The following is an 18,351-nucleotide window of genomic DNA, read 5'->3' on the forward strand; positions in this document are numbered from 1 at the left end:
GACGCCACTGCGGCTGTCGCCGCTGATTCCTCCGATGTATCGAGGGAGTCGTCAGTGCTCTGGTACGCCACTCCCGCCGCCGACTGGGAGCGCGAGGCCCTGCCCCTCGGCAATGGCGCACTCGGCGCCATGGTGTTCGGCACCGTCACCTCCGAACGGCTGCAGTTCAACGAGAAGACCCTCTGGACCGGCGGCCCCGGCTCCGCCCAGGGCTACGACCACGGCAACTGGCGCGCACCCCGCCCCGACGCGATCACCGCCGTGCAGGACGACCTCGACGCGCGGACCACCCTCGACCCCGCGTCGGTGGCCGACCGGCTCGGCCAGCCACGGGTCGGCTACGGCGCCCACCAGACCTTCGGCGACCTCCACCTCGACCTGCCCGGCGCGCCGACGACGACCCCGCAGGACTACCGCCGCGAACTCGACCTCGACAACGCCGTCGCCTCGGTCGCCTACACCCACCAAGGCGTCCGCCACCAAAGGGAGTTCTTCGCCTCCCACCCCGACGGCGTGATCGTGGGCCGCCTCGGCGCCGACCGGCCCGGCAGCGTCACCTTCACCCTGCGTTACACCTCACCCCGCGCCGACTTCACGGCCTCCGCGGCCGACGCGACCCTGACCGTGCGGGGCGCACTCGCCGACAACGGGCTGCGCTTCGAGGCGCAGGTGCGGGTGCGCAGCCAGGGCGGCTCCGTCACGTCCGGCGCCGACGGCACGATCACCGTGACCGGGGCGGACAGCGCCTGGTTCGTGCTGGCCGCGGGCACCGACTACGCCGACACCTACCCCGACTACCGCGGCCCGGACCCCCACGTCGGCGTCACCCGTGCCGTGCAGCAGGCGGGCGACCGCTACGAGGCACTGCTCGCCCGGCACACCCGCGACCACCGAGCCCTGTTCGACCGAGTCGGCCTCGACATCGGCCAGTCGATCCCCGCGGACGTCCCCACGGACCGGCTGCTGGCCACGTACACCGGCGGGACGAGCGCGGCGGACCGTGCCCTCGAAGCCCTGTACTTCCAGTACGGCCGCTACCTGCTCATCGCCTCCTCGCGCCCCGGCTCCCTGCCCGCCAACCTCCAGGGCGTCTGGAACAACAGCACCACGCCCCCGTGGTCGGCGGACTACCACACCAACATCAACATCCAGATGAACTACTGGCCCGCCGAGGCCGCGAACCTCGCCGAGACGACGGCGCCGTACGACCGCTTCGTCGAGGCCCTGCGCGCGCCCGGACGCCGTACGGCACAGGAGATGTTCGGCTCGCGCGGCTGGGTCGTGCACAACGAGACCAACCCGTACGGCTTCACCGGCGTGCACGACTGGGCGACCGCGTTCTGGTTCCCCGAGGCGGCGGCCTGGCTCACCCAACAGATGTACGAGCACTACAGATTCTGCGGCTCCACCGACTACCTCCGCACCACCGCGTACCCCGTGATGAAGGAGGCCACCGAGTTCTGGCTCGACAACCTGCGCCCCGACCCGCGCGACGGAACCCTCGTCGTCACCCCCAGCTACTCGCCCGAGCACGGCGACTTCACCGCCGGCGCGGCCATGTCGCAGCAGATCGTCCACGACCTGTTCACCAACACCCTCGAAGCGGCCCGGATCCTGGGCGACACGCCCGACTTCCGCCGCCGCGTCGAAGACACGCTGAACCGGCTCGACCCCGGCCTGCGCATCGGCTCCTGGGGCCAACTCCAGGAATGGAAGGAGGACTTGGACGACGCCACCGACACCCACCGGCACGTCTCGCACCTGTTCGCCCTCCATCCCGGACGGCAGATCGAACCCGGCAGCAAGTGGGCCGAGGCCGCCAGGATCTCCCTGACCGCACGCGGGGACGGCGGCACGGGCTGGTCCAAGGCCTGGAAGATCAACTTCTGGGCCCGGCTGCGCGACGGCGACCACGCACACAAGATGCTCGGCGAACAGCTCAAGTCCTCGACCCTGCCCAACCTCTGGGACACCCACCCGCCGTTCCAGATCGACGGCAACTTCGGCGCCACCTCCGGAATCGTGGAGATGCTCCTGCAGAGCCAGTACGACGTCATCGAGGTGCTGCCCGCCCTGCCCGCCGCCTGGCCCACCGGCTCCGTGCGCGGCCTGCGCGCCCGTGGCGGCGCCACCCTCGACATCGAGTGGGCGCACGGCCGGGCGACCCGCATCGCCCTGAAGGCGTCCCGGACCCGTGAACTCACCGTACGCAGCGACCTGTTCAAGGGCGGCGAACTGACCTTCAAGGCGGTCGCCGGGCGACGCCACACCTGGAAGAAGGAGGACTGACCCGGCTAGGAACCCGACGCCACCACCCGCACATCCGCCGCCCGCACGAACGCCACCCTATGGCCGAACTGCACCTCGTAGTAGAGGTCCTTGCCGACCACGACCCGATGTGAGGCTCCGTCGAAGGCCACGGCGTAGTAGTACTCGCCCGGCAGTCTGTCGCCCACCGCGTACCTCTGGCCCGCGGGCAAGGTGTAGGGCAGCGGCGACACTGCCTGGGCGGGTACGTCCGTCGGATAGGCGGAGGCCTCGGGGTAGGCGCGCCCGTACACCGGGACGGTCTTGAGGCCGTCCTTGGGCGTCACCACGAGGCCGGTCGCGTTTACCGCTGTGGGGTTCTTGCCGGGGTTCTTGAACCACGCCTTCTGGCCCAGGTACCAGATCGCCGTCCAGTCGCCGTCCCGGCCGGCGACCGCGTACTGCTGACCGGTCGACACCCGCGAGGCCAGGTCGTTCACGCCGGTGGTCGGGGTCGAGCCCAGGCCGGCGTCCTTGATGAGGGGATACGACTCGCCGGGCCCGGAGTACAGCCGTACCGCGCTCGAACCGTGGTCCGCGCAGGGCTTGCCGGCGGTGACGCAGCCGGTGTACCGCGGCCGGTTGGTGGCGTAGTCGGGGCGGATCGTCACCAGGCCGCCGTTCGGGCCGGCGGTGGCTACGAAGGGGCGGCCGAGCAGCTCGAAGTAGTGCCGCCAGTCCCAGTACGGGCCCGGGTCGGTGTGCATGCCACTGATCGTCGACGTGGTCGAACCCGGCACGTTGTCGTGACCGAGGATGTGCTGCCGGTCCAGCGGGATGCCGTACTTCTTCGCGAGGTACGTCACCAGGCGCGCGGAGGACCGGTACATCGCCTCCGTGTACCAGGCGTCCGGCCGCGCCAGGAAGCCCTCGTGCTCCAGACCGATCGACTTGGCGTTGACGTACCAGTTGCCCGCGTGCCAGGCGACGTCCTTGGCCTTCACATGCTGGGCGATGTGGCCGTCGGTGGAGCGCAGCGAGTACTGCCAGGACACATAGGTCGGGTCCTGCACCATCTCCAGGACGCCGTTCCAGGCACCCTCCGTGTCGTGGATGACGATGTACTTGATGCTCTGGGAGGCCGGACGGTTGCCCAGGTCGTGGTTGCCGTAGTCGTTGTCCCCGAACTCCTTGTACGGCGCCGGGACCCACTCGCAGGACACCGTCGTCGGGCACTCGGTCTGCGCGGCGTCGAGGGTGCGCAACCCAGCCCGCCTCAGCTGCCCGGTGTGGGGGGAGAGGCCCGGCTGGGCGGCCAGGGTGACCAGCTGGCCCGCGTCCGTCGCGCGCTTCTGGCCGGTGCGCAGCACGTCGTAGACGTCGTTGGCGTATGCCGCCGCCGTCGCCGTGTCGTCGGCACCGGAGAAGCGGGCCACCGCGCCGTACCAGTCCGCGGGATCGGAGCTCAGGGGTTCGCCCAGCTCCTGCTGCGCGGCGGCGAGCAGGGCGGCACCGCCGGCCACATTGGCGGCCGGGTCCGTGCGCAGCGCCTCCGGGCGCAGTCCGGTCAGTTCGGCCGCTTTCGGCAACGTCCTGAGGCGGGCCGGGATCTCCGAGGTCTCCGGCAGTTTCGCCTCGGGGAGCAGGGGCGGGCGGGCACTGTCTCCGCGTGCGTCCTCCGAGCCGTCGCTGTGGTGCGGCGGCCCCTCGGCGAGCGCGGTGCGTGCATCGGTGAGGTGCATCGGGCCGTAACCGCCGGTCACACTGGGCGCCCCGGCATGCGCGTCCCAGCGGGACTGGAGGTAGGAGACGCCGAGCAGGACGCTCTGCGGCACGTGGTACTCGGCGGCGGCGGAGGCGAAGGCCGGCTGAAGGCGGTTCTCCGAGTTCCGGGCATCGGAGGGGGCCGCGCCCAGCAGCGGGAACAGCAGTGCCGCAGCGGCCATGGCGGTGACGGATCCTCGCAATGCAGCCTCCTGGGACGGTCGGGCGCGATGAGCCGTGCGGGACCGGGCGTGAGTCTGTGGTACCGGCTGTCCGACGATCCGTCAATCATGCCAAGGGCCAGGCGAATTCCCTTGTCAACCGGGGTTCCCGGGAGTTTCGTGGCGGCGGTCTGCGGGCCTGCGGGGCGTCAGTGGCGTACACCAGTGGGACGAGTACGGCCATACGGAGGAACTCACTGCCGCTGCACACACGAAAGCCCGCGGTACGCCGCTGTCTCCAGGGCGCACCGCGGACCATCGTCCCCGTCAGCGAGTACCGACCGCCGCACGCACGGCCCGCCGGGCCAGCTGGCAGTCGTCGTGCAGCCGCCTCAGCAGCAGCCGCTGTTCCTCGCCGGACGGCGCAGCACCCGGGTGGGCCACTCCCGGTGCCGCCGGGGTCGGAGCGTCGTGCATCGAACGCTGCACGGCCGTCTCATAGGTACGGATCTCACGGGTCAGCACGAGCATCAGGTTCACCAGGAAGGCGTCCCGTGAAGCCGGGCCCGCCGACTGCGCGATCTGGCTGATCTGCCGTCGGGCCGCCGGTGCGTCCCCGAGCACCGACCACAGCGTCGCGAGGTCGTAGCCCGGCAGGTACCAGCCCGCGTGCTCCCAGTCCACCAGCACTGGACCGGCCGGTGAGAGCAGGATGTTCGAGAGCAGTGCGTCGCCGTGACAGAACTGGCCCATGCCCTGCCGGCCCGCGGTCGTCGCGATGCCGTGCAGCAGCTTCTGCAGATCGCCCATGTCCCGGTCGGTGAGCAGGCCCAGCTCGTGGTACCGGGAGATCCGGGTCGCGTAGTCCAGCGGCGCGTCGAACGTGCCCGCCGGCGGCCGCCACGCGTTGAGCCGGCAGATCGCTCCGAGCGCGGCCCTGATGTCCGCGCGCGGCGGTGCCTCCACCGGGTGCCGCTGCAGTGCCGCCACCCGGCCCGGCATCCGCTCGATGACGAGCGTGCAGTTGTCCGGATCCGCTGCGATCAGTCTCGGCACGCGCACCGGTGGGCGGTGCCGGACGAACGAGCGGTATGCCGCTATTTCGTGCCGGATCCGCTCGGCCCACGCCGGCGAGTGGTCGAGTAAACACTTGGCGACGGCCGTGCTGCGCCCGGTCGTGCCGACCAGGAGCACGGACCGTCCACTGCGGCGCAGCACCTGTACCGGAGCGAACTCCGGGCAGATCCGGTGCACCGACGCGATCGCCGTACGCAGCTGGGCGCCCTGGGGGCCGGACAAGTCGAGTCTCCCGCTGAGCGGTTGGGTGCCGAGCCCCGCGGGACGCCGCGTCCGGCCCGCGCCGAGCACGGGGGGAGCCGCCGGCCGCGCGGGGTCGAGGTAGGGGCCACTGCCCGCCGGGCGGGGACGAAGCGACCGGGGCGGGGCGGACACGGAGGACGATGCTGCGTACATGGGAGAAACAGATCCCTTCGTGTGCCTGCGAAGTCGAAGCGCTGCCCGATCCGGCCGCCCGGGTGCACCCTGGGGAATGTCCCTCGGCGAACCGGGTCGGGGTGGCGCGTTCCTACCTGACACCCGATGCCCAGTGGCACACCATCTGGCGCACCCTGGCGAACCCTGGCGAATAGTCGCCCGGCACCTCCCACCGGGCTACTGTCAACTCAGCCGAGAACCTGGGGGCTTGACGTGAGCGGAGAACCCAACACCCGCCTGGCGGACCTGTTCGGCCTGGCCGGCTGGTCCAAGGGCGAGCTCGCGAGGCTGGTCAACCGGCAGGCGGCGGCCATGGGCCACCCCCAGCTGGCGACCGACACCTCGCGGGTGCGGCGGTGGATCGACATGGGAGAGATCCCGCGCGATCCCGTGCCGCGGGTGCTGGCGGCCCTGTTCACCGAGCGTCTCGGCCGTGTCGTGACCATCGAGGACCTCGGTCTGGTCCGGCACGGGCGTGCGGGGAAACGGCAGGACGGCGGGAGTGTGGAGCATCCCGACGGTGTGCCGTGGGCGCCCGAGCGGACGGCTGCGGTCCTCACCGAATTCACGGGAATGGACCTCATGCTCAACCGACGCGGCTTGGTGGGCGCGGGTGCCGCGCTCGCCGCGGGATCCGCACTCAGCAGCGCCATGCACGACTGGCTGCACTCCGACCCGGCCCTCAAGGCCGACGCCCCCCAGTTCGACGACCCATTGCACGCCGACCCCGCCGGGTTCGACCGGTACGAGGCGGCCCCGATCGGTTCTCAGGAGATCGAGGAACTGGAGCGCTCGGTAGAGGTGTTCCGGGCCTGGGACGCGGCCCGCGGCGGCGGGCTGCAGCGCAAGGCAGTCGTAGGGCAACTCAACGAGGTGGGCGGCATGCTCGCCTACCGTCACCCCGAACATCTCCAGCGGCGCCTGTGGGGCGTCGCCGCCAACCTCGCCGTCCTCGCGGGCTGGATGTCGCACGACGTCGGCCTGGAGCCCACGGCCCAGAAGTACTTCGTCATCGCCGCCCACGCGGCCCGGGAGGGCGGCGACCGGCCTCGCGCCGGGGAGGCGCTCTCCCGAGCGGCTCGCCAGATGGTGCACCTCGGCCGGCCCGACGACGCACTCGACCTCATGAAACTCGCCCAGTCCGGCTCCGGCGACCAGGTGCTGCCGCGCACCATGGCCATGTTCCACACCATCGAGGCCTGGGCACAGGCGTCGATGGGCAAGGGCCAGGCCATGCGCCGCACCCTCGGACAGGCGGAGGACCTCTTCGTCTCCGACAAGAGCGACGTGCCGCCACCGAGTTGGATGCAGACCTTCAAGGACGAGGATCTGTACGGCATGCAGGCCCTGGCCTACCGCACGCTGGCCGAGTTCGAGCCCGGCGCGGCCGCGCACGCCCAGCACTACGCGGAGAAGGCCCTGGCCCTGCGCGTCGACGGCCGGGAGCGGTCGAAGATCTTCGACCATCTGTCCATGGCGTCCGCCTGCTTCATCGCGGACGACCCCGAACAGGCGGACCGGTACGCACGACTGGCCCTGATGTCGATGGGCTCGAACTCCTCCGGCCGCACCTGGGACCGGCTGCGCCAGATGTACCGGCTCACCGCCGAGTACTCCAGCTATCCGAAGATCCACGAACTGCGGGAGGAGATCCGATTGGCGCTGCCCAAGGCGAGGAAGCCGGGCGGCGGCAACAGCGCACAGGCATAGGGGGACTGTGCGACTGATTGATCCTCGTGGGTTCCAGGACGTCACCAGGTTCTAGGACGTCACCCTGGCCACGAGTACGCAGGCATTGTCCTCGCGCTCACTCTCACCGAACTCCTCGACGACCAGCCGTGCGCAGTCCTGTGCGGTGCGTGCCTCGCCGAAACGGGGGCCCAGTTCGAGGAGCTGATTCACGGCGTCCGCTGTGCTGTGCCTCGGCGCGAGTCCGTCCGTGTGCAGCAGGAGCAGGTCGCCCACCTCGAGGGTCTCTTCGGCCTGTGCGTAGACGGCGCCCGAGGTGGCGCCGAGCAGGACGCCGTCCGGCGCGTTCAGCCTGCGCCCCGTCCCGTCGCGGAACAGCAGCGGGGCGGGGTGTCCGGCCTGCGCCCAGGTCAGGGTGCGGGTGTCGGGCCGGTAGCGGCAGCAGACGGCGCTGCCGAGGGCCGGCTGGACGGTGGCGTCGAGCAATTGGTTGAGCCAGGACATGAGTTGCCCCGGCTCGGTGCCCGCCATGGCCATGCCGCGCACCGCGCCCAGCAGCGTCGCCATGCCCGAGGCCACGGCGACGCCGTGCCCGGTGAGGTCGCCGATGCTCAACAGCGTTGCTCCGTCGGCCAGTTCGAGTGCGTCGTACCAGTCGCCGCCGATCAGCGCGCTCGTCGACGACGGCAGATAGTGAGCCGCGAGGTCCAGGGTCTCCGGGCCCTGGTGCGGGAGCCGCAGGGAGCCGCGCCACGGCGGCAGTACGGCCTCCTGCAGCTCGACCGCGAGCCGCTGCTCGGTCTGCGCGTGGTGCCGGTGATGCTGGAGCGAGTCACGGGTCTCGCTCACCACCCGCTGGCTTCTGCGCAGTTCGCTGACGTCCCGCAGGACGGCCCACATCGAGGCGGTGCTGCCGTCGGTGTCGAGCACGGGCTCGCCCATCATGTGCACGGTCCTGACCTCGCCGTCCGGCCGTACGACGTGGAACTCCCCGTCGATCGGCTTGGCGTCGACGAGGCAGTTGGTGACCATCGCCGTCAGCTTCGGCCGGTCCTCGTCGAGCACCAGGGACGGCAACTCGTCGAGGGTGAGCGGCGCAGTGGCGGGGTCGCGACCCAGGATCTGGTAGAGCTCGCCGGACCAACTGGCCTCGTCCGTCAGCAGGTTCCACTCCGCGCTGCCGACCCGGCTGAGCAGCGAGCCGCGCCGGGGAGCGGGTGGCGCGGAGTCGGGCGTGGCCGCGGGAGCCGCGTCCACCAGGGCCGGGCCGTCCCGCAGTTGCGCCAGGTGCTCGTCGAGGTCGTCGAGCTGGTGCAGGGCGAGGTCGTACAGCGCCCGCTGCCACCGCTCCTGCGGGTCCGAACCGTCGTCGCTCTGCGTGTCCCGCCGCACGGCGTCGACGTCGCCCTTGAGTCGCCGCGTCTGCGATATGAGCGCTTCGACCGAGCCGCGTCCGGGCGGCTGAGCGGCGGGGCGGTCCGCAGAGAGATGGGGCGGCATGACGCACTCCGATGCGAGGACGGTACGACCAAGGCTGACGGAAGGACCGTTACGACTGTCGCACAGCCCGCGACGCCCTGTAAGGGATTTGGCAACACCCGATACGGTGGTGCGTCTGGCATATGCCAGAGTCTTCACGGCGGGCTCGTGCCAGGCGATTGCTGTAGGTCGCCGAAGGGGTCAAGTCGTAGACGGCGTACGTGATTTGACGTCTTGCCGGGACACCTCCGCGGCACTCAATCGAATGTTCGACGGCTGCACGTCCTAGGGATGGGGCGGTAGTGGCCGTCGGCCGGCGGGTTGCGCTGTTCGGGAGTGATGCAGGTCACATAAATGATGTCCGCTCCGGTGTAATGCGAACGGCATCTGCGGGGTCGTAAAAGCACAGCGGCAAAAAACCGTCCTACTTCCGACCCGCAGGGAGACCGCCCATGGACATCGCCCTCGAGCAGCCCGCCCGTGCCCGTCTGATCACCGGCGAGGAGCGCGAAATCTCCGTTCCCGCCACGCTGCGGTACGCCTCCACGGACCCGCTGGCGGTGCACATCGACTTCCCGGGCGAGGTCTCCCTCGATGGTCATGGGGCCACCTGGATCTTCGCCCGGAGCCTGCTGGAGGCGGGCCTGCGCGGGCCGGCCGGAGACGGTGACGTGCACATCTGGCCGTGCGGCCCGGAGCGTACGGTCGTGGAGCTGCACTCGCCGTACGGCATGGCGCTGCTCCAATTCGACACCTGCGCCCTGAACCGCTTCCTGCTGCGGACCTACGCTGTGGTCGCGACCGGTGAGGAGGACCTCGGGGCGGTCGTGGAGCGCGGTCTGACCTCGCTCTTCGGCAGCGTCTGAGGCAGTCGACCGGAGGCCGGCCGGACCGAGGAGGCCGAACGGATGAGGAGGCGACCGGGCCGCCGCCGCTGTGCCTCCTCATCGCTGCCGCGTCAGTACCGCAGCACCCCGGCGATCCCCTGGGCGTCGCTCAGCGTGCCGTCCGGTACGAAACGGACCTCGGCGCCGGTCTCCAGGCACTGCTCGACGATCTCGTCCACGATGTCCTCGCGGGCGTCGAGGTCGCCGCTCTCGGCCGGGATGAGATGGTCGCCGTCCTCGCCGCGCACCGTCACCCGGTAGTTCTCCTCGACGGCCAGCAGCCGGATCCGGCCTTCGCGGGCGCTGCGCCAGACCTCGTCGACGCCCGCCGCGAACGCCTTGCGGCCCTGGGCGGATTCGAGTTCCCGGGCCACGGCGGCGGCGTTCCTGCGGTCCTCGGCGGTGACCAGCGGACGGATCGCCTGCCACACCGCCTCGTGCGTGCCGTGCGCGAGCCCGCCGTGCGGGACGTGCACCGCATCCTTGGTGACGCCGCCGATCTCGTCCAGCAGGGAGAGCGCCGCCTGCTCGCCGGTGACGTACAGCGGTCGCGGGTTGTTCCGCAGGATCGCGCTCATGGCGGAGTCCGCGTCCTTGAGGAAGTGGCGGGTGCCCTCGTCACGGAACGTGCTCGGCATGTCGCCGATCCGCTCCTGGCGCTCGGCGTCGAAGTTGTCGAAACGCCTGGTCAGCGGGAAGCCGCCGGTGCGGGCCTCGGTGACGCGGTCCAGGCTGCCGGTCCACAGCGTGACACGGTCGGGGGAGACCGAGAGCACCCAGAACGGCCGCTCGGCGGCCTCCGCGGAGACGAGGTTGCGGGTCAGGAAGGTGTCCGAGAGCACCACGCGCTCGGGCACCGTGCGGGCGAGCGACCACACCTGGTGCTCGCCCGGGGCTGCGAAGATCACCAGGCCGTCCTCGGCATAAGTGAGATCGACCTCGGTGAGGGCCTGGTCGAGCTGTCGCTCGACGTCCACCCGTCGCTCTCGGGTGACCGAGGGGTCGGCCTCCAGCTGTTTCTTGGCCTCGGCCACGACATTGCGCAGCCGAACCTGGTCCTGGGCCCGATAGGGCTCCCGGGGATGCGTGGGCGTCAGCACGGACACGGCCGGATAGGGGCGCGGGCGCCGCAGCTCGATGAGGGTCGTGGGACTGAGTGCGTGCTCCATAACAGCACGATAGGACCGATTCACCGATCGGGCATTAGGGGCAATCCCCTCGCCCTTGCGTCCCTACTCCGCGGCGCTCTCCGGCCCGCAGGAGCTGCCGTCGGCCGGCAGTGTGCCGTACAGCAGGAAGCTGTCGACCTTGCGGTGCACGCACTTGGAGGAGGCGTATCCGGTGTGGCCGCTGCCCTTGTTGTCCAGGACCACGGCCGGGGGGCCGAGTCGCTTCGCCGTCTCCAGGGTCCAGCGGTAGGGCGTCGCCGGGTCGCCGCGGGTGCCCACGAGGAGCATCTTCGGCGTGTGCACGTCCTTCACGTCGTCGCGGATGAAGTCCGTGCCCCTGGGGCGCCCGTAGCACATCAGCACCCCGCTGAGCCGGTACGGGCCGAAGACCGGTGACGCCTGCTCGTACTCGGCGTGCAGCCGGTCGAGATCGCCGATGATCTGCTCGTCCGTCGGGCGGTCGGGATCGTCCGCGCAGTTGATCGCCATCAGTGCCGCGGGGGAGTTGTCGAGGGGGACGTCCTCGTCGTCGACGAGACCGCTGTCGGGGTCCTCGCTCTCCTTGTGGCTCGCGGGTGCGGCTCCGCCGGTGGCGAAGGTCTCGACGGCGTGTGTGTCGCCGTCCTCGACCAGCGACGCGAGGGCCCGCTCCAGGGAGGGCCACAACTCCTCGCTGTAGAGCGCCTGTCCGATGGCGCCGACCAGGTCCTGCCCGGTGAACGGCTGCCCGAAGGCCGACGGCACCGGGTCCTCGTCCAGCGAGTCGACGAGTCGTACGACCTGCTCGCGGGCCTCGCGAGGGTCCTGCCCGAAGGGACAGGCGATGTCCTTCACGCACCAGTTGATGAACTCCTCCAGCGCCTTCTGCTGCCCCTGGGCGCTTGCCACTCCCTGCTCGGTCAGCGGTTCGGTCAGCGTGTCCACGCCGTCGAGCACCAATCGGCCGACCTTCTCGGGGAATTGGGCGGCGTACACCGCGCCGAGCCGCGTGCCGTAGGAGAAGCCCAGGTAGTTGAGCTTCTTGTCGCCGAGGGCCTGGCGCATCACGTCCATGTCGCGCGAGGCGTTGACCGTGCCGATGTGGGGGAGCACGGGCCCGGAGTGCCGGGCGCACGCGTCGGCCGCCTTCCTCAACTGCTTCAGGACGGACTGCGGATCGCGGCCGATCTCCGTGCCGCCGTCCGTCACGGCGATGTCCTCCTCGCCGTCCCCGCAGCTGACCGGCGAGGACCTGCCGACGCCGCGCGGATCGAAGGTCACGATGTCGTAGCCGTCCGTCAGCTCCATGAAGTCCTTGCCACCGGCGGCGAATTCGGGGATACCGGCGCCGCCCGGCCCGCCGAAGTTGAGCAGCACCGAGCCCTGCTTCTTGCCCGTGGCCCGGTAGCGGGCGAGCGCCAGATCCAGCGTCCCCTCCCGGGGACGGGCGTAGTCGAGGGGGACGGTGACCTTGCCGCACTGCAGATCCTTCGGCAGGCCCTCGCCCGGGCACTTGGCCCAGGTGACCTTCTGCCGGTAGAAGCGGGTGAGGTCGGGCCCGGCGCCGTCCGTGGCCGTCGGCAGCCCCGTGCCGAGCAGGACCAGTCCGACCGCGCCGGTGACCGCGCAGCGCCGCAGCGAGGGCCGCGTTGACAGCTTGGCCAGCATCAATGCCTCCAGGGACGCCCGTCGCGGACCGGGATACGGCGTCCTCGATCACGATAAGGGGGCCCCGGAACACACGCCTCCGGACGAGCGGGACGGCCTGGCCTGCTGCCGTACGCTGCGCGCCTCGTACCGGTGGTGCGGATGATCTTTCGTTGACTAGTGTGAACGTTCGAATGCCAGGGCAGCCGTCCGGATGTCGGAAAGTGAGCAGACAGGTGCAACCGACCTTCGTACTGGTTCACGGAGCCTTCGCGAACTCCTTCTCCTTCGCACCGCTCCAGGCCGAGCTCGGCCTCCTCGGACACCGCTCCGTCGCTGTGGACCTGCCAGGGCACGGCTTCGGGGCGACCTACTCGCGCGCCTATCAGGCCCCGCAGGACCTCGAAGGGCTCGCCACCGCGCCCGGCTCGATCAAGGACGTCACGCTCACCGACAACGCCGCGCACCTGATCGGGATCCTGGAACGGGCACGGCGCAACGGTCCCGTGATCCTCGTCTCGCACAGTCGCGGCGGCCTGACGGCCACCGCCGCGGCCAACGCCCGACCGGACCTCATAGACCGCCTCGTCTATATCTCGGCCTGGTGCCCGGTCGATCTCGACGTCAGTGACTACTACGCCGAACCGGAGATGGCCACGGTCGACGTCGGTTCCCTGGCCATGGCGATGGCCGGGAATCCCGCCGAACTCGGCCTGCTCCGCGTCAACTTCCGCACGGCGGATCCGGACGCCCTCGCGGCGTTCAAGGCGGCGTTCCTCGCCGACGGCACCGACGAGGAGTTCCTGACCTTCCTGAACACCTTCCAGCCCGACGAGAACCTGGACGTCGGCACCTGCTCCGACCGGGCGCAGGCCGCGACGTGGGGCCGCATCCCGAGGACCTATGTGCGTCTGGCCGGCGACGCGAGTCTGCCGCTCGCCATCCAGGACCGGCTGATCCGCGAGGGCAACGCCCTCACACCGGACAACCCGTACGACGTCCACACCCTCGAGAGCAGCCATCTGAAGTGGCTGGTCGACCCGGCACCGGCGGCCCGGATCCTGGGGGAACTCAGCCAGTAGGCGCCGGAGGGGCCGGATCAGCCCCGCATGCGAGCAGCCGGCACAGGCCGCACCCTGGTGCCATGGACGGCGAGCAGCCCATCGCGATCTACCCGCCCGCCGTGGACGGCGGCCGACGGGTCCGTGTCGGCGACCATTTCCTCGGCATGGCGTACGGGCTGCTGGACGTCGCCGAGTTCCTGCGCCGGGCCGGAATCGAGGACGCCGACGAGGAGTACGTACGGCGGTCCAGGCTGATCGAGTGGCGCGGCGGCGGCCCCGAGGCGTGGAAGCGGTGACCTCCGGCTGGTGCCGGCCTCGCCAAGTGTCGAGGGCCGGCTTGTGCCCAGCTCATCGTCGGTCGGGTCACGTCTGTCGAGCATGTTCAGAGCAACAAGTCGGATGAATGGGGAGTCATCACCCAGTTCGACAACCATGCCGCTCGATGGGGTGAAAGACCGATAAGCCATAACTCGAATGGTTCATCTGCGTTTTATCCGGTGCGGGCGAGCGCTCGCGACCATGTCTGGAAGGCAGGGAACCTATGAGACGGGTTACCCGAAACGGTGTGATCGCCTTCGCCGCCACCGGCGCGATGGCTGTGACGATCCCGGCGTATGCCGACTCCGCGGCACACGGTGCCGCGGCCGACTCACCCGGGCTGATCTCCGGCAACACCATCCAGCTCCCGGTGCACGTCCCGGTGAACGTGTGCGGGAACACCGTGAACGTGGTGGGGCTCCTCAACCCCGCCGTGGGCAACACCTGCACCAACGAGGGCGGTGGCGGCAAGACGGGAGGCACGTCGAACGGCGGCGCCTCGGCCGAGGGACGCGGAAAGGATTCGCCGGGCGTCGTCTCCGGCAACACCATCCAGCTGCCGGTCCACCTCCCGGTGAACGTCAGTGGCAACACCGTGAACGTGGTCGGCGTCGGCAACCCGGCGATCGGCAACGAGTCCGTGAACGCGCCCGGCAACCGCACTCCGCACACCACGAAGCCGGCGCCGAAGCCGTCCGTACCGCCGACGAGGCACCAACCGCGTCCGGTGCCACCCGCGTTCGTCCCCCACGGGTCCGAGGCCGCCCTCGCCCACACCGGAGCGGACCAGACCCTCGCCGCCGTGGCAGGCGGCACGGTTCTCGTCCTGAGCGGGGCCATCCTGTACCGGCGCTTCCGTCCCCAGTCGGTGCGCTGACCCGCTGCTTCGCGCGCGGCACGGAAGGCCCCACCGGGTCGGCGAGCGGTGGGGCCTTCGTCGTAGCGAAGTAGCCGAAGTAGCCGAGGTAGCCGAAGTACCGCAGGACCGAAGTGCCGAACACCCGGACGGCCATGGCTCTTTGGAACGCGTCAACGGCTTGATCACGCCGTGGCGCCCGCCCGGACGATCCGCGAGGATGCTGCGTGCGCGGTCGATCACCGTGCGCATGCAGAGTCCCCAAGGAATGGAGCGCACCCATGGCCTCTCCGGCCCTCGAAGACCTCGTCGTCACCCGTGCCGGCCTCGACGACTGGCCGGTCATCAGCGGGTGGGCCGCCGACGAGGGCTGGAACCCGGGGCTCGCCGACGGACCGCCCTTCTTCGCCCAGGACCCCGACGGCTTCTTCCTCGGCCGGATCGACGGCGAGCCCGTCTCGGCGATCTCGGTGGTCAACTACGGCACGGACTACGCCTTCCTCGGCTGCTACCTGGTCCGCCCCGACCTGCGCGGCCGCGGCCACGGCCTCACGACGTGGAAGACCGCGCTGGCCCACGCCGGAAGCCGCACAATCGGACTCGACGGCGTCGTCGCCCAGCAGGACAACTACCGCCGCTCCGGCTTCGAACTCGCCCACCGCACGGTCCGCTTCACCGGAACCGCGCCCGCCGCCGAGGTGCCGGCGGATGTGCGGGGCGTACGGTCCGAGGACATCGAGGACATCACCGCGTACGACGGCATCTGCACCCCGGCCGACCGTCCACGGTTCCTCGCGCACTGGCTCACCGGCACCGGACACCACGCCGTGGTCCGCCGCACCGGCGACCGCGTCACCGGCTACGGCGTGATCCGCCCCGGCCGCGACTGCCCGCGCATCGGCCCGCTCTTCGCCGACACCGCCGAGGACGCGCGGGTCCTGTTCGCCGCCCTGACCGCCGAGGCGGCCGGGCGCGAGGTCGCCATCGACGTGCCCGAGCCCAACGCGGCGGGCGTGGCGCTCGCCGAGGAGGCCGGTTTCACGCCCTCCTTCGAGACCGCCCGCATGTACACGGGCCCCGTGCGGCCGTACGCCGAGGAGCGGGTCTTCGGCGTCACCACCCTGGAACTCGGCTAGCGCGTAAGCCGCTTCAGCGGCACCGCTGTCGGAACACCTGCCCGTCAGCCGGTTCGCCCGTGGAAGCGGAAGTGCAGTGCGCGGACGTCGTCCGTCAGCTCGGGCACGGGGCCGTCCACGACCACGCCGGGCGCGACGTCCTGGACCGGAAGAGTCCGCACGGGCGGGGCGGGTACCCCCAACTCGCCCAGCCAACCGGCCAGTTGCTCCGACGAGGCGACGTACACGATGCGCCCCAGGCCCACCCACGCGTGCGCGGCCGCGCACATCGGGCAGTGCTCGCCGGAGGTGTACACCGTGGCTGCCGCCCGCTCCACCGGCGTCATATGGGCGGCGGACCAGCGGGCCAGCTCGAACTCGGGGTGCCGGGTGCGGTCGCCCGAGGCCACCCGGTTGTGGTCCTCGGCGAGCACCACCCCGTCCGCCCCCACCAGAACCGAACCGAACGGCTCGTCCCCGGCCTCCAGCGCCTGCGCCGCGAGCGCGACGCAGCGGCGCAGGTGCGGCAGTTCGGCGTCTTTCACGACCATGACGTACGGCCCTCCTCGCGGTGCGTCTTTGCCCTGAGCTTCCTATGGTCGCCCAGGTCGTGTGCGGTCGGGTCGAAAAGGCCTTGCCGTGGCGGTGGCGGGGTGCTGGAGTGGCCCTATGGATCATGCTGCCGTGCTCGCCCTCTTCGACCGGGACATGCGTGAAGGCGCGCGGCCGGACGGTCCCGACGCCGTGGTCGAGAGAGCCGGCGGGGTGGTCCGCCAGGTGTCGTCCGCACTCGGCTGGAACGGCGTGGTGTGGTCCGATCTCGACGAGGCGAGCGCCGACGCGGCGATCGCCGCACAGATCGCCCACTTCTCCGGGCTGGGGTTTGAGTTCGAGTGGAAGCTCTACGGGCATGACCTCCCGGTCGACCTCGGCCGGCGGCTCAGGGACGCGGGCTTCACGTCCGAGCCCGAGGAGACGCTGATGATCGGCGAGGCCGCCGACCTGAACCTGGAGGCGGAGCCGCCGGAAGGCATCCGCATCGTCTCCGTGACCGACCGGGCGGGCGTCGACCTCGTCGCGGAGGTGCACGAGAAGGCCTTCGGCACCGACGGCTCCCGGCTCCGGCACCAGCTGCTCGCCCAGCTCACGGCCGACCCGGACACCGTGGTCGCGGTCGTCGCGCTGGCCGGCGACACTCCGGTGAGCGCGGCCCGGATGGAGCTCGTGCCGGGGACGCGGTTCGCCGGGCTGTGGGGCGGCGGGACCGTCGAGGGCTGGCGGGGCCGGGGCATCTACCGCGCGCTGGTCGCCCACCGGGCCCGCGCCGCCGTGGACCGTGGCTACCGGTACCTGCAGGTCGACGCCATGAGCACGAGCCGGCCCATCCTGGAACGGCTCGGCTTCGCACCGCTGACCACGACGACGCCGTACGCGTACACGCCGTAGGGACACCGGCCGATCACCTCGAGTGGTCACCTCGGCCGGGATGTCACATCCGCGCCCGTTCGATCCGTCGCAAGGTCATGACGACCAACCAGAGCAACGACAGCGGCCACAGCCGGAGCATCCTCCTCGCGGGTGCCGGCGGCGTCCTGGGCAGGCACATCACCCGCGCCCTGACGGAGGCGGGCCACAAGGTCACCGGCCTCGGCCGGGGCGGGCGCAACGACATCCGGGCCGACCTGACCAACCGTGACGCCCTGCTGCACGCCGTCGACGGCCACCACTTCGACACGGTGATCCACGCCGCGACCGCACTGCGCAAGCCGCCCATGCGTCACCGCGACATGCACGCCACCAACGCGCTGCGCATCGACGGAACCGCCCACCTGATCGAGGCCGCGCAGGCCACCGGCGCCCGACGCTTCGTGGCGGAGTCCATGGTCTTCGGATACGGCTACGGTGACCACGGCGACCGTGTGATCGTCGAGGACGACCCCTTCGGTCCGCGCGGCCGCTCCCCGGAGCTGGAACGGCACATCGCGGCGATGCGCATCAAGGAACAACTCGCCTTCGGTACCACGGGGTTGGACGGCATCGCCCTGCGCTTCGGCCTGTTCTACGGCCCCGGTGGCACCGACGCCCTTCTGCCCATGCTGCGCAAGCGGCAACTGCCTGTCCCCGCCGATCACGGCCGGGTCCTGCCCTGGATCGAGCTCACCGACGCGGCCCGAGCGGTGGTCGCCGCCGTCGAGCGCGGACGCCCCGGCGAGGCGTACAACATCGCCGACCGTACCCCGATGGGTTTCGGGACCCATGTCCGGTGCGTGGCCGAGGAGTTCGGGCTGCCGAAGCCGCTGACCGTACCGCTGTGGCTGATGAGGCCCATGTCGTACGCGCACACGGTGATGTCGACGACGCTGCGGGTGTCCACGGCGAAGGCGGAGCGGGAACTGGGCTGGACGCCCGCCCACCCGGCGACCCGTGACGGCCTCGCAGCGATGCGGGCCGCGGCACTCCCGTGAACGGCGCGCCGCATCCC

General features: G+C 70.9%; 15 protein-coding genes. 9 read left to right on the top strand and 6 right to left on the bottom strand.

The window, feature by feature from the left end; genetic code table 11:
- The first annotated feature begins 54 nt into the window (after nucleotides 1-54).
- Nucleotides 55-2,289: a glycoside hydrolase family 95 protein gene (locus ADL12_RS01060; protein ID WP_062697392.1), complete on the top strand. Its 2,235-nt coding sequence runs from the start codon at nucleotides 55-57 to the stop codon at nucleotides 2,287-2,289.
- Between the two features lie 5 nt (nucleotides 2,290-2,294).
- On the opposite strand, the gene ADL12_RS01065 is transcribed toward ADL12_RS01060, so the two are convergent.
- Together ADL12_RS01065 and ADL12_RS01070 are read right to left on the bottom strand one after the other, a co-directional pair.
- Nucleotides 2,295-4,193, bottom strand: a complete 1,899-nt coding sequence (locus tag ADL12_RS01065) for an N-acetylmuramoyl-L-alanine amidase (RefSeq protein ID WP_079051780.1) — start codon at nucleotides 4,191-4,193, stop codon at nucleotides 2,295-2,297.
- A 306-nt stretch (nucleotides 4,194-4,499) separates the two neighbouring features.
- A complete protein-coding gene (locus ADL12_RS01070; protein WP_062697395.1) occupies nucleotides 4,500-5,645 on the bottom strand; it encodes an aminoglycoside phosphotransferase family protein in 1,146 nt (381 codons plus the stop codon).
- A 234-nt stretch (nucleotides 5,646-5,879) separates the two neighbouring features.
- Between ADL12_RS01070 and ADL12_RS01075 the strand changes: the two genes are divergently transcribed.
- A complete protein-coding gene (locus ADL12_RS01075) occupies nucleotides 5,880-7,376 on the top strand; it encodes a DNA-binding protein NsdB (protein ID WP_062697397.1) in 1,497 nt (498 codons plus the stop codon).
- A gap of 51 nt (nucleotides 7,377-7,427) precedes the next feature.
- On the opposite strand, the gene ADL12_RS01080 is transcribed toward ADL12_RS01075, so the two are convergent.
- Nucleotides 7,428-8,855: a PP2C family protein-serine/threonine phosphatase gene (locus ADL12_RS01080; RefSeq protein ID WP_062697399.1), complete on the bottom strand. Its 1,428-nt coding sequence runs from the start codon at nucleotides 8,853-8,855 to the stop codon at nucleotides 7,428-7,430.
- 431 nt (nucleotides 8,856-9,286) lie between these two features.
- On the opposite strand from ADL12_RS01080, the gene ADL12_RS01085 reads away from it, so the two are divergent.
- Nucleotides 9,287-9,700, top strand: a complete 414-nt coding sequence (locus ADL12_RS01085) for an SsgA family sporulation/cell division regulator (RefSeq protein WP_062697401.1) — start codon at nucleotides 9,287-9,289, stop codon at nucleotides 9,698-9,700.
- A gap of 92 nt (nucleotides 9,701-9,792) precedes the next feature.
- Here ADL12_RS01085 and ADL12_RS01090 read toward each other — a convergent pair whose 3' ends face one another.
- Nucleotides 9,793-10,890, bottom strand: a complete 1,098-nt coding sequence (locus ADL12_RS01090; protein WP_062697403.1) for a baeRF3 domain-containing protein — start codon at nucleotides 10,888-10,890, stop codon at nucleotides 9,793-9,795.
- Nucleotides 10,891-10,953: 63 nt separating this feature from the next.
- On the bottom strand, nucleotides 10,954-12,537 hold the full coding sequence (locus ADL12_RS01095) for an alpha/beta hydrolase (RefSeq protein ID WP_062697405.1): 1,584 nt from the start codon (nucleotides 12,535-12,537) through the stop codon (nucleotides 10,954-10,956).
- Nucleotides 12,538-12,740: 203 nt separating this feature from the next.
- Between ADL12_RS01095 and ADL12_RS01100 the strand changes: the two genes are divergently transcribed.
- The 4 genes from ADL12_RS01100 to ADL12_RS01115 all read left to right on the top strand — a co-directional run bounded on the left by ADL12_RS01100 (nucleotide 12,741) and on the right by ADL12_RS01115 (nucleotide 15,890).
- A complete protein-coding gene (locus ADL12_RS01100; RefSeq protein WP_062697407.1) occupies nucleotides 12,741-13,598 on the top strand; it encodes an alpha/beta fold hydrolase in 858 nt (285 codons plus the stop codon).
- Nucleotides 13,599-13,660: 62 nt separating this feature from the next.
- Nucleotides 13,661-13,876, top strand: coding sequence for a hypothetical protein (locus ADL12_RS01105; protein ID WP_062697409.1), 216 nt, complete (start codon nucleotides 13,661-13,663; stop codon nucleotides 13,874-13,876).
- A gap of 245 nt (nucleotides 13,877-14,121) precedes the next feature.
- Nucleotides 14,122-14,775, top strand: a complete 654-nt coding sequence (locus ADL12_RS01110; protein WP_062697410.1) for a chaplin — start codon at nucleotides 14,122-14,124, stop codon at nucleotides 14,773-14,775.
- Nucleotides 14,776-15,035: 260 nt separating this feature from the next.
- On the top strand, nucleotides 15,036-15,890 hold the full coding sequence (locus ADL12_RS01115) for a GNAT family N-acetyltransferase (protein ID WP_062697412.1): 855 nt from the start codon (nucleotides 15,036-15,038) through the stop codon (nucleotides 15,888-15,890).
- A 44-nt stretch (nucleotides 15,891-15,934) separates the two neighbouring features.
- On the opposite strand, the gene ADL12_RS01120 is transcribed toward ADL12_RS01115, so the two are convergent.
- Nucleotides 15,935-16,420 carry a nucleoside deaminase gene (locus tag ADL12_RS01120; RefSeq protein WP_062697414.1) on the bottom strand — a complete coding sequence of 162 codons (486 nt, stop codon included), beginning with the start codon at nucleotides 16,418-16,420 and terminating at the stop codon, nucleotides 15,935-15,937.
- 118 nt (nucleotides 16,421-16,538) lie between these two features.
- Here ADL12_RS01120 and ADL12_RS01125 point away from each other — a divergent pair, with 118 nt between their 5' ends.
- Together ADL12_RS01125 and ADL12_RS01130 are read left to right on the top strand one after the other, a co-directional pair.
- A complete protein-coding gene (locus ADL12_RS01125; protein ID WP_062697416.1) occupies nucleotides 16,539-17,315 on the top strand; it encodes a GNAT family N-acetyltransferase in 777 nt (258 codons plus the stop codon).
- 77 nt (nucleotides 17,316-17,392) lie between these two features.
- On the top strand, nucleotides 17,393-18,334 hold the full coding sequence (locus tag ADL12_RS01130; RefSeq protein WP_062697418.1) for an NAD-dependent epimerase/dehydratase family protein: 942 nt from the start codon (nucleotides 17,393-17,395) through the stop codon (nucleotides 18,332-18,334).
- The last annotated feature ends 17 nt before the right edge of the window (nucleotides 18,335-18,351 follow it).

Origin of the sequence: Streptomyces regalis, from assembly GCF_001509475.1 — a bacterium.
GTDB lineage: Bacteria > Actinomycetota > Actinomycetes > Streptomycetales > Streptomycetaceae > Streptomyces > Streptomyces regalis.

Bases quoted from the DNA above. Each gene is read 5' to 3' on its own strand.
- ADL12_RS01120 (WP_062697414.1), bottom strand. From the start codon at position 16,420: ATGGTCGTGAAAGACGCCGAACTGCCGCACCTGCGCCGCTGCGTCGCG.
- ADL12_RS01110 (WP_062697410.1), top strand. From the start codon at position 14,122: ATGAGACGGGTTACCCGAAACGGTGTGATCGCCTTCGCCGCCACCGGC.
- ADL12_RS01085 (WP_062697401.1), top strand. From the start codon at position 9,287: ATGGACATCGCCCTCGAGCAGCCCGCCCGTGCCCGTCTGATCACCGGC.
- ADL12_RS01105 (WP_062697409.1), top strand. From the start codon at position 13,661: ATGGACGGCGAGCAGCCCATCGCGATCTACCCGCCCGCCGTGGACGGC.
- ADL12_RS01065 (WP_079051780.1), bottom strand. From the start codon at position 4,193: ATGGCCGCTGCGGCACTGCTGTTCCCGCTGCTGGGCGCGGCCCCCTCC.
- ADL12_RS01080 (WP_062697399.1), bottom strand. From the start codon at position 8,855: ATGCCGCCCCATCTCTCTGCGGACCGCCCCGCCGCTCAGCCGCCCGGA.
- ADL12_RS01130 (WP_062697418.1), top strand. From the start codon at position 17,393: ATGACGACCAACCAGAGCAACGACAGCGGCCACAGCCGGAGCATCCTC.
- ADL12_RS01090 (WP_062697403.1), bottom strand. From the start codon at position 10,890: ATGGAGCACGCACTCAGTCCCACGACCCTCATCGAGCTGCGGCGCCCG.
- ADL12_RS01115 (WP_062697412.1), top strand. From the start codon at position 15,036: ATGGCCTCTCCGGCCCTCGAAGACCTCGTCGTCACCCGTGCCGGCCTC.
- ADL12_RS01095 (WP_062697405.1), bottom strand. From the start codon at position 12,537: ATGCTGGCCAAGCTGTCAACGCGGCCCTCGCTGCGGCGCTGCGCGGTC.
- ADL12_RS01125 (WP_062697416.1), top strand. From the start codon at position 16,539: ATGGATCATGCTGCCGTGCTCGCCCTCTTCGACCGGGACATGCGTGAA.
- ADL12_RS01070 (WP_062697395.1), bottom strand. From the start codon at position 5,645: ATGTACGCAGCATCGTCCTCCGTGTCCGCCCCGCCCCGGTCGCTTCGT.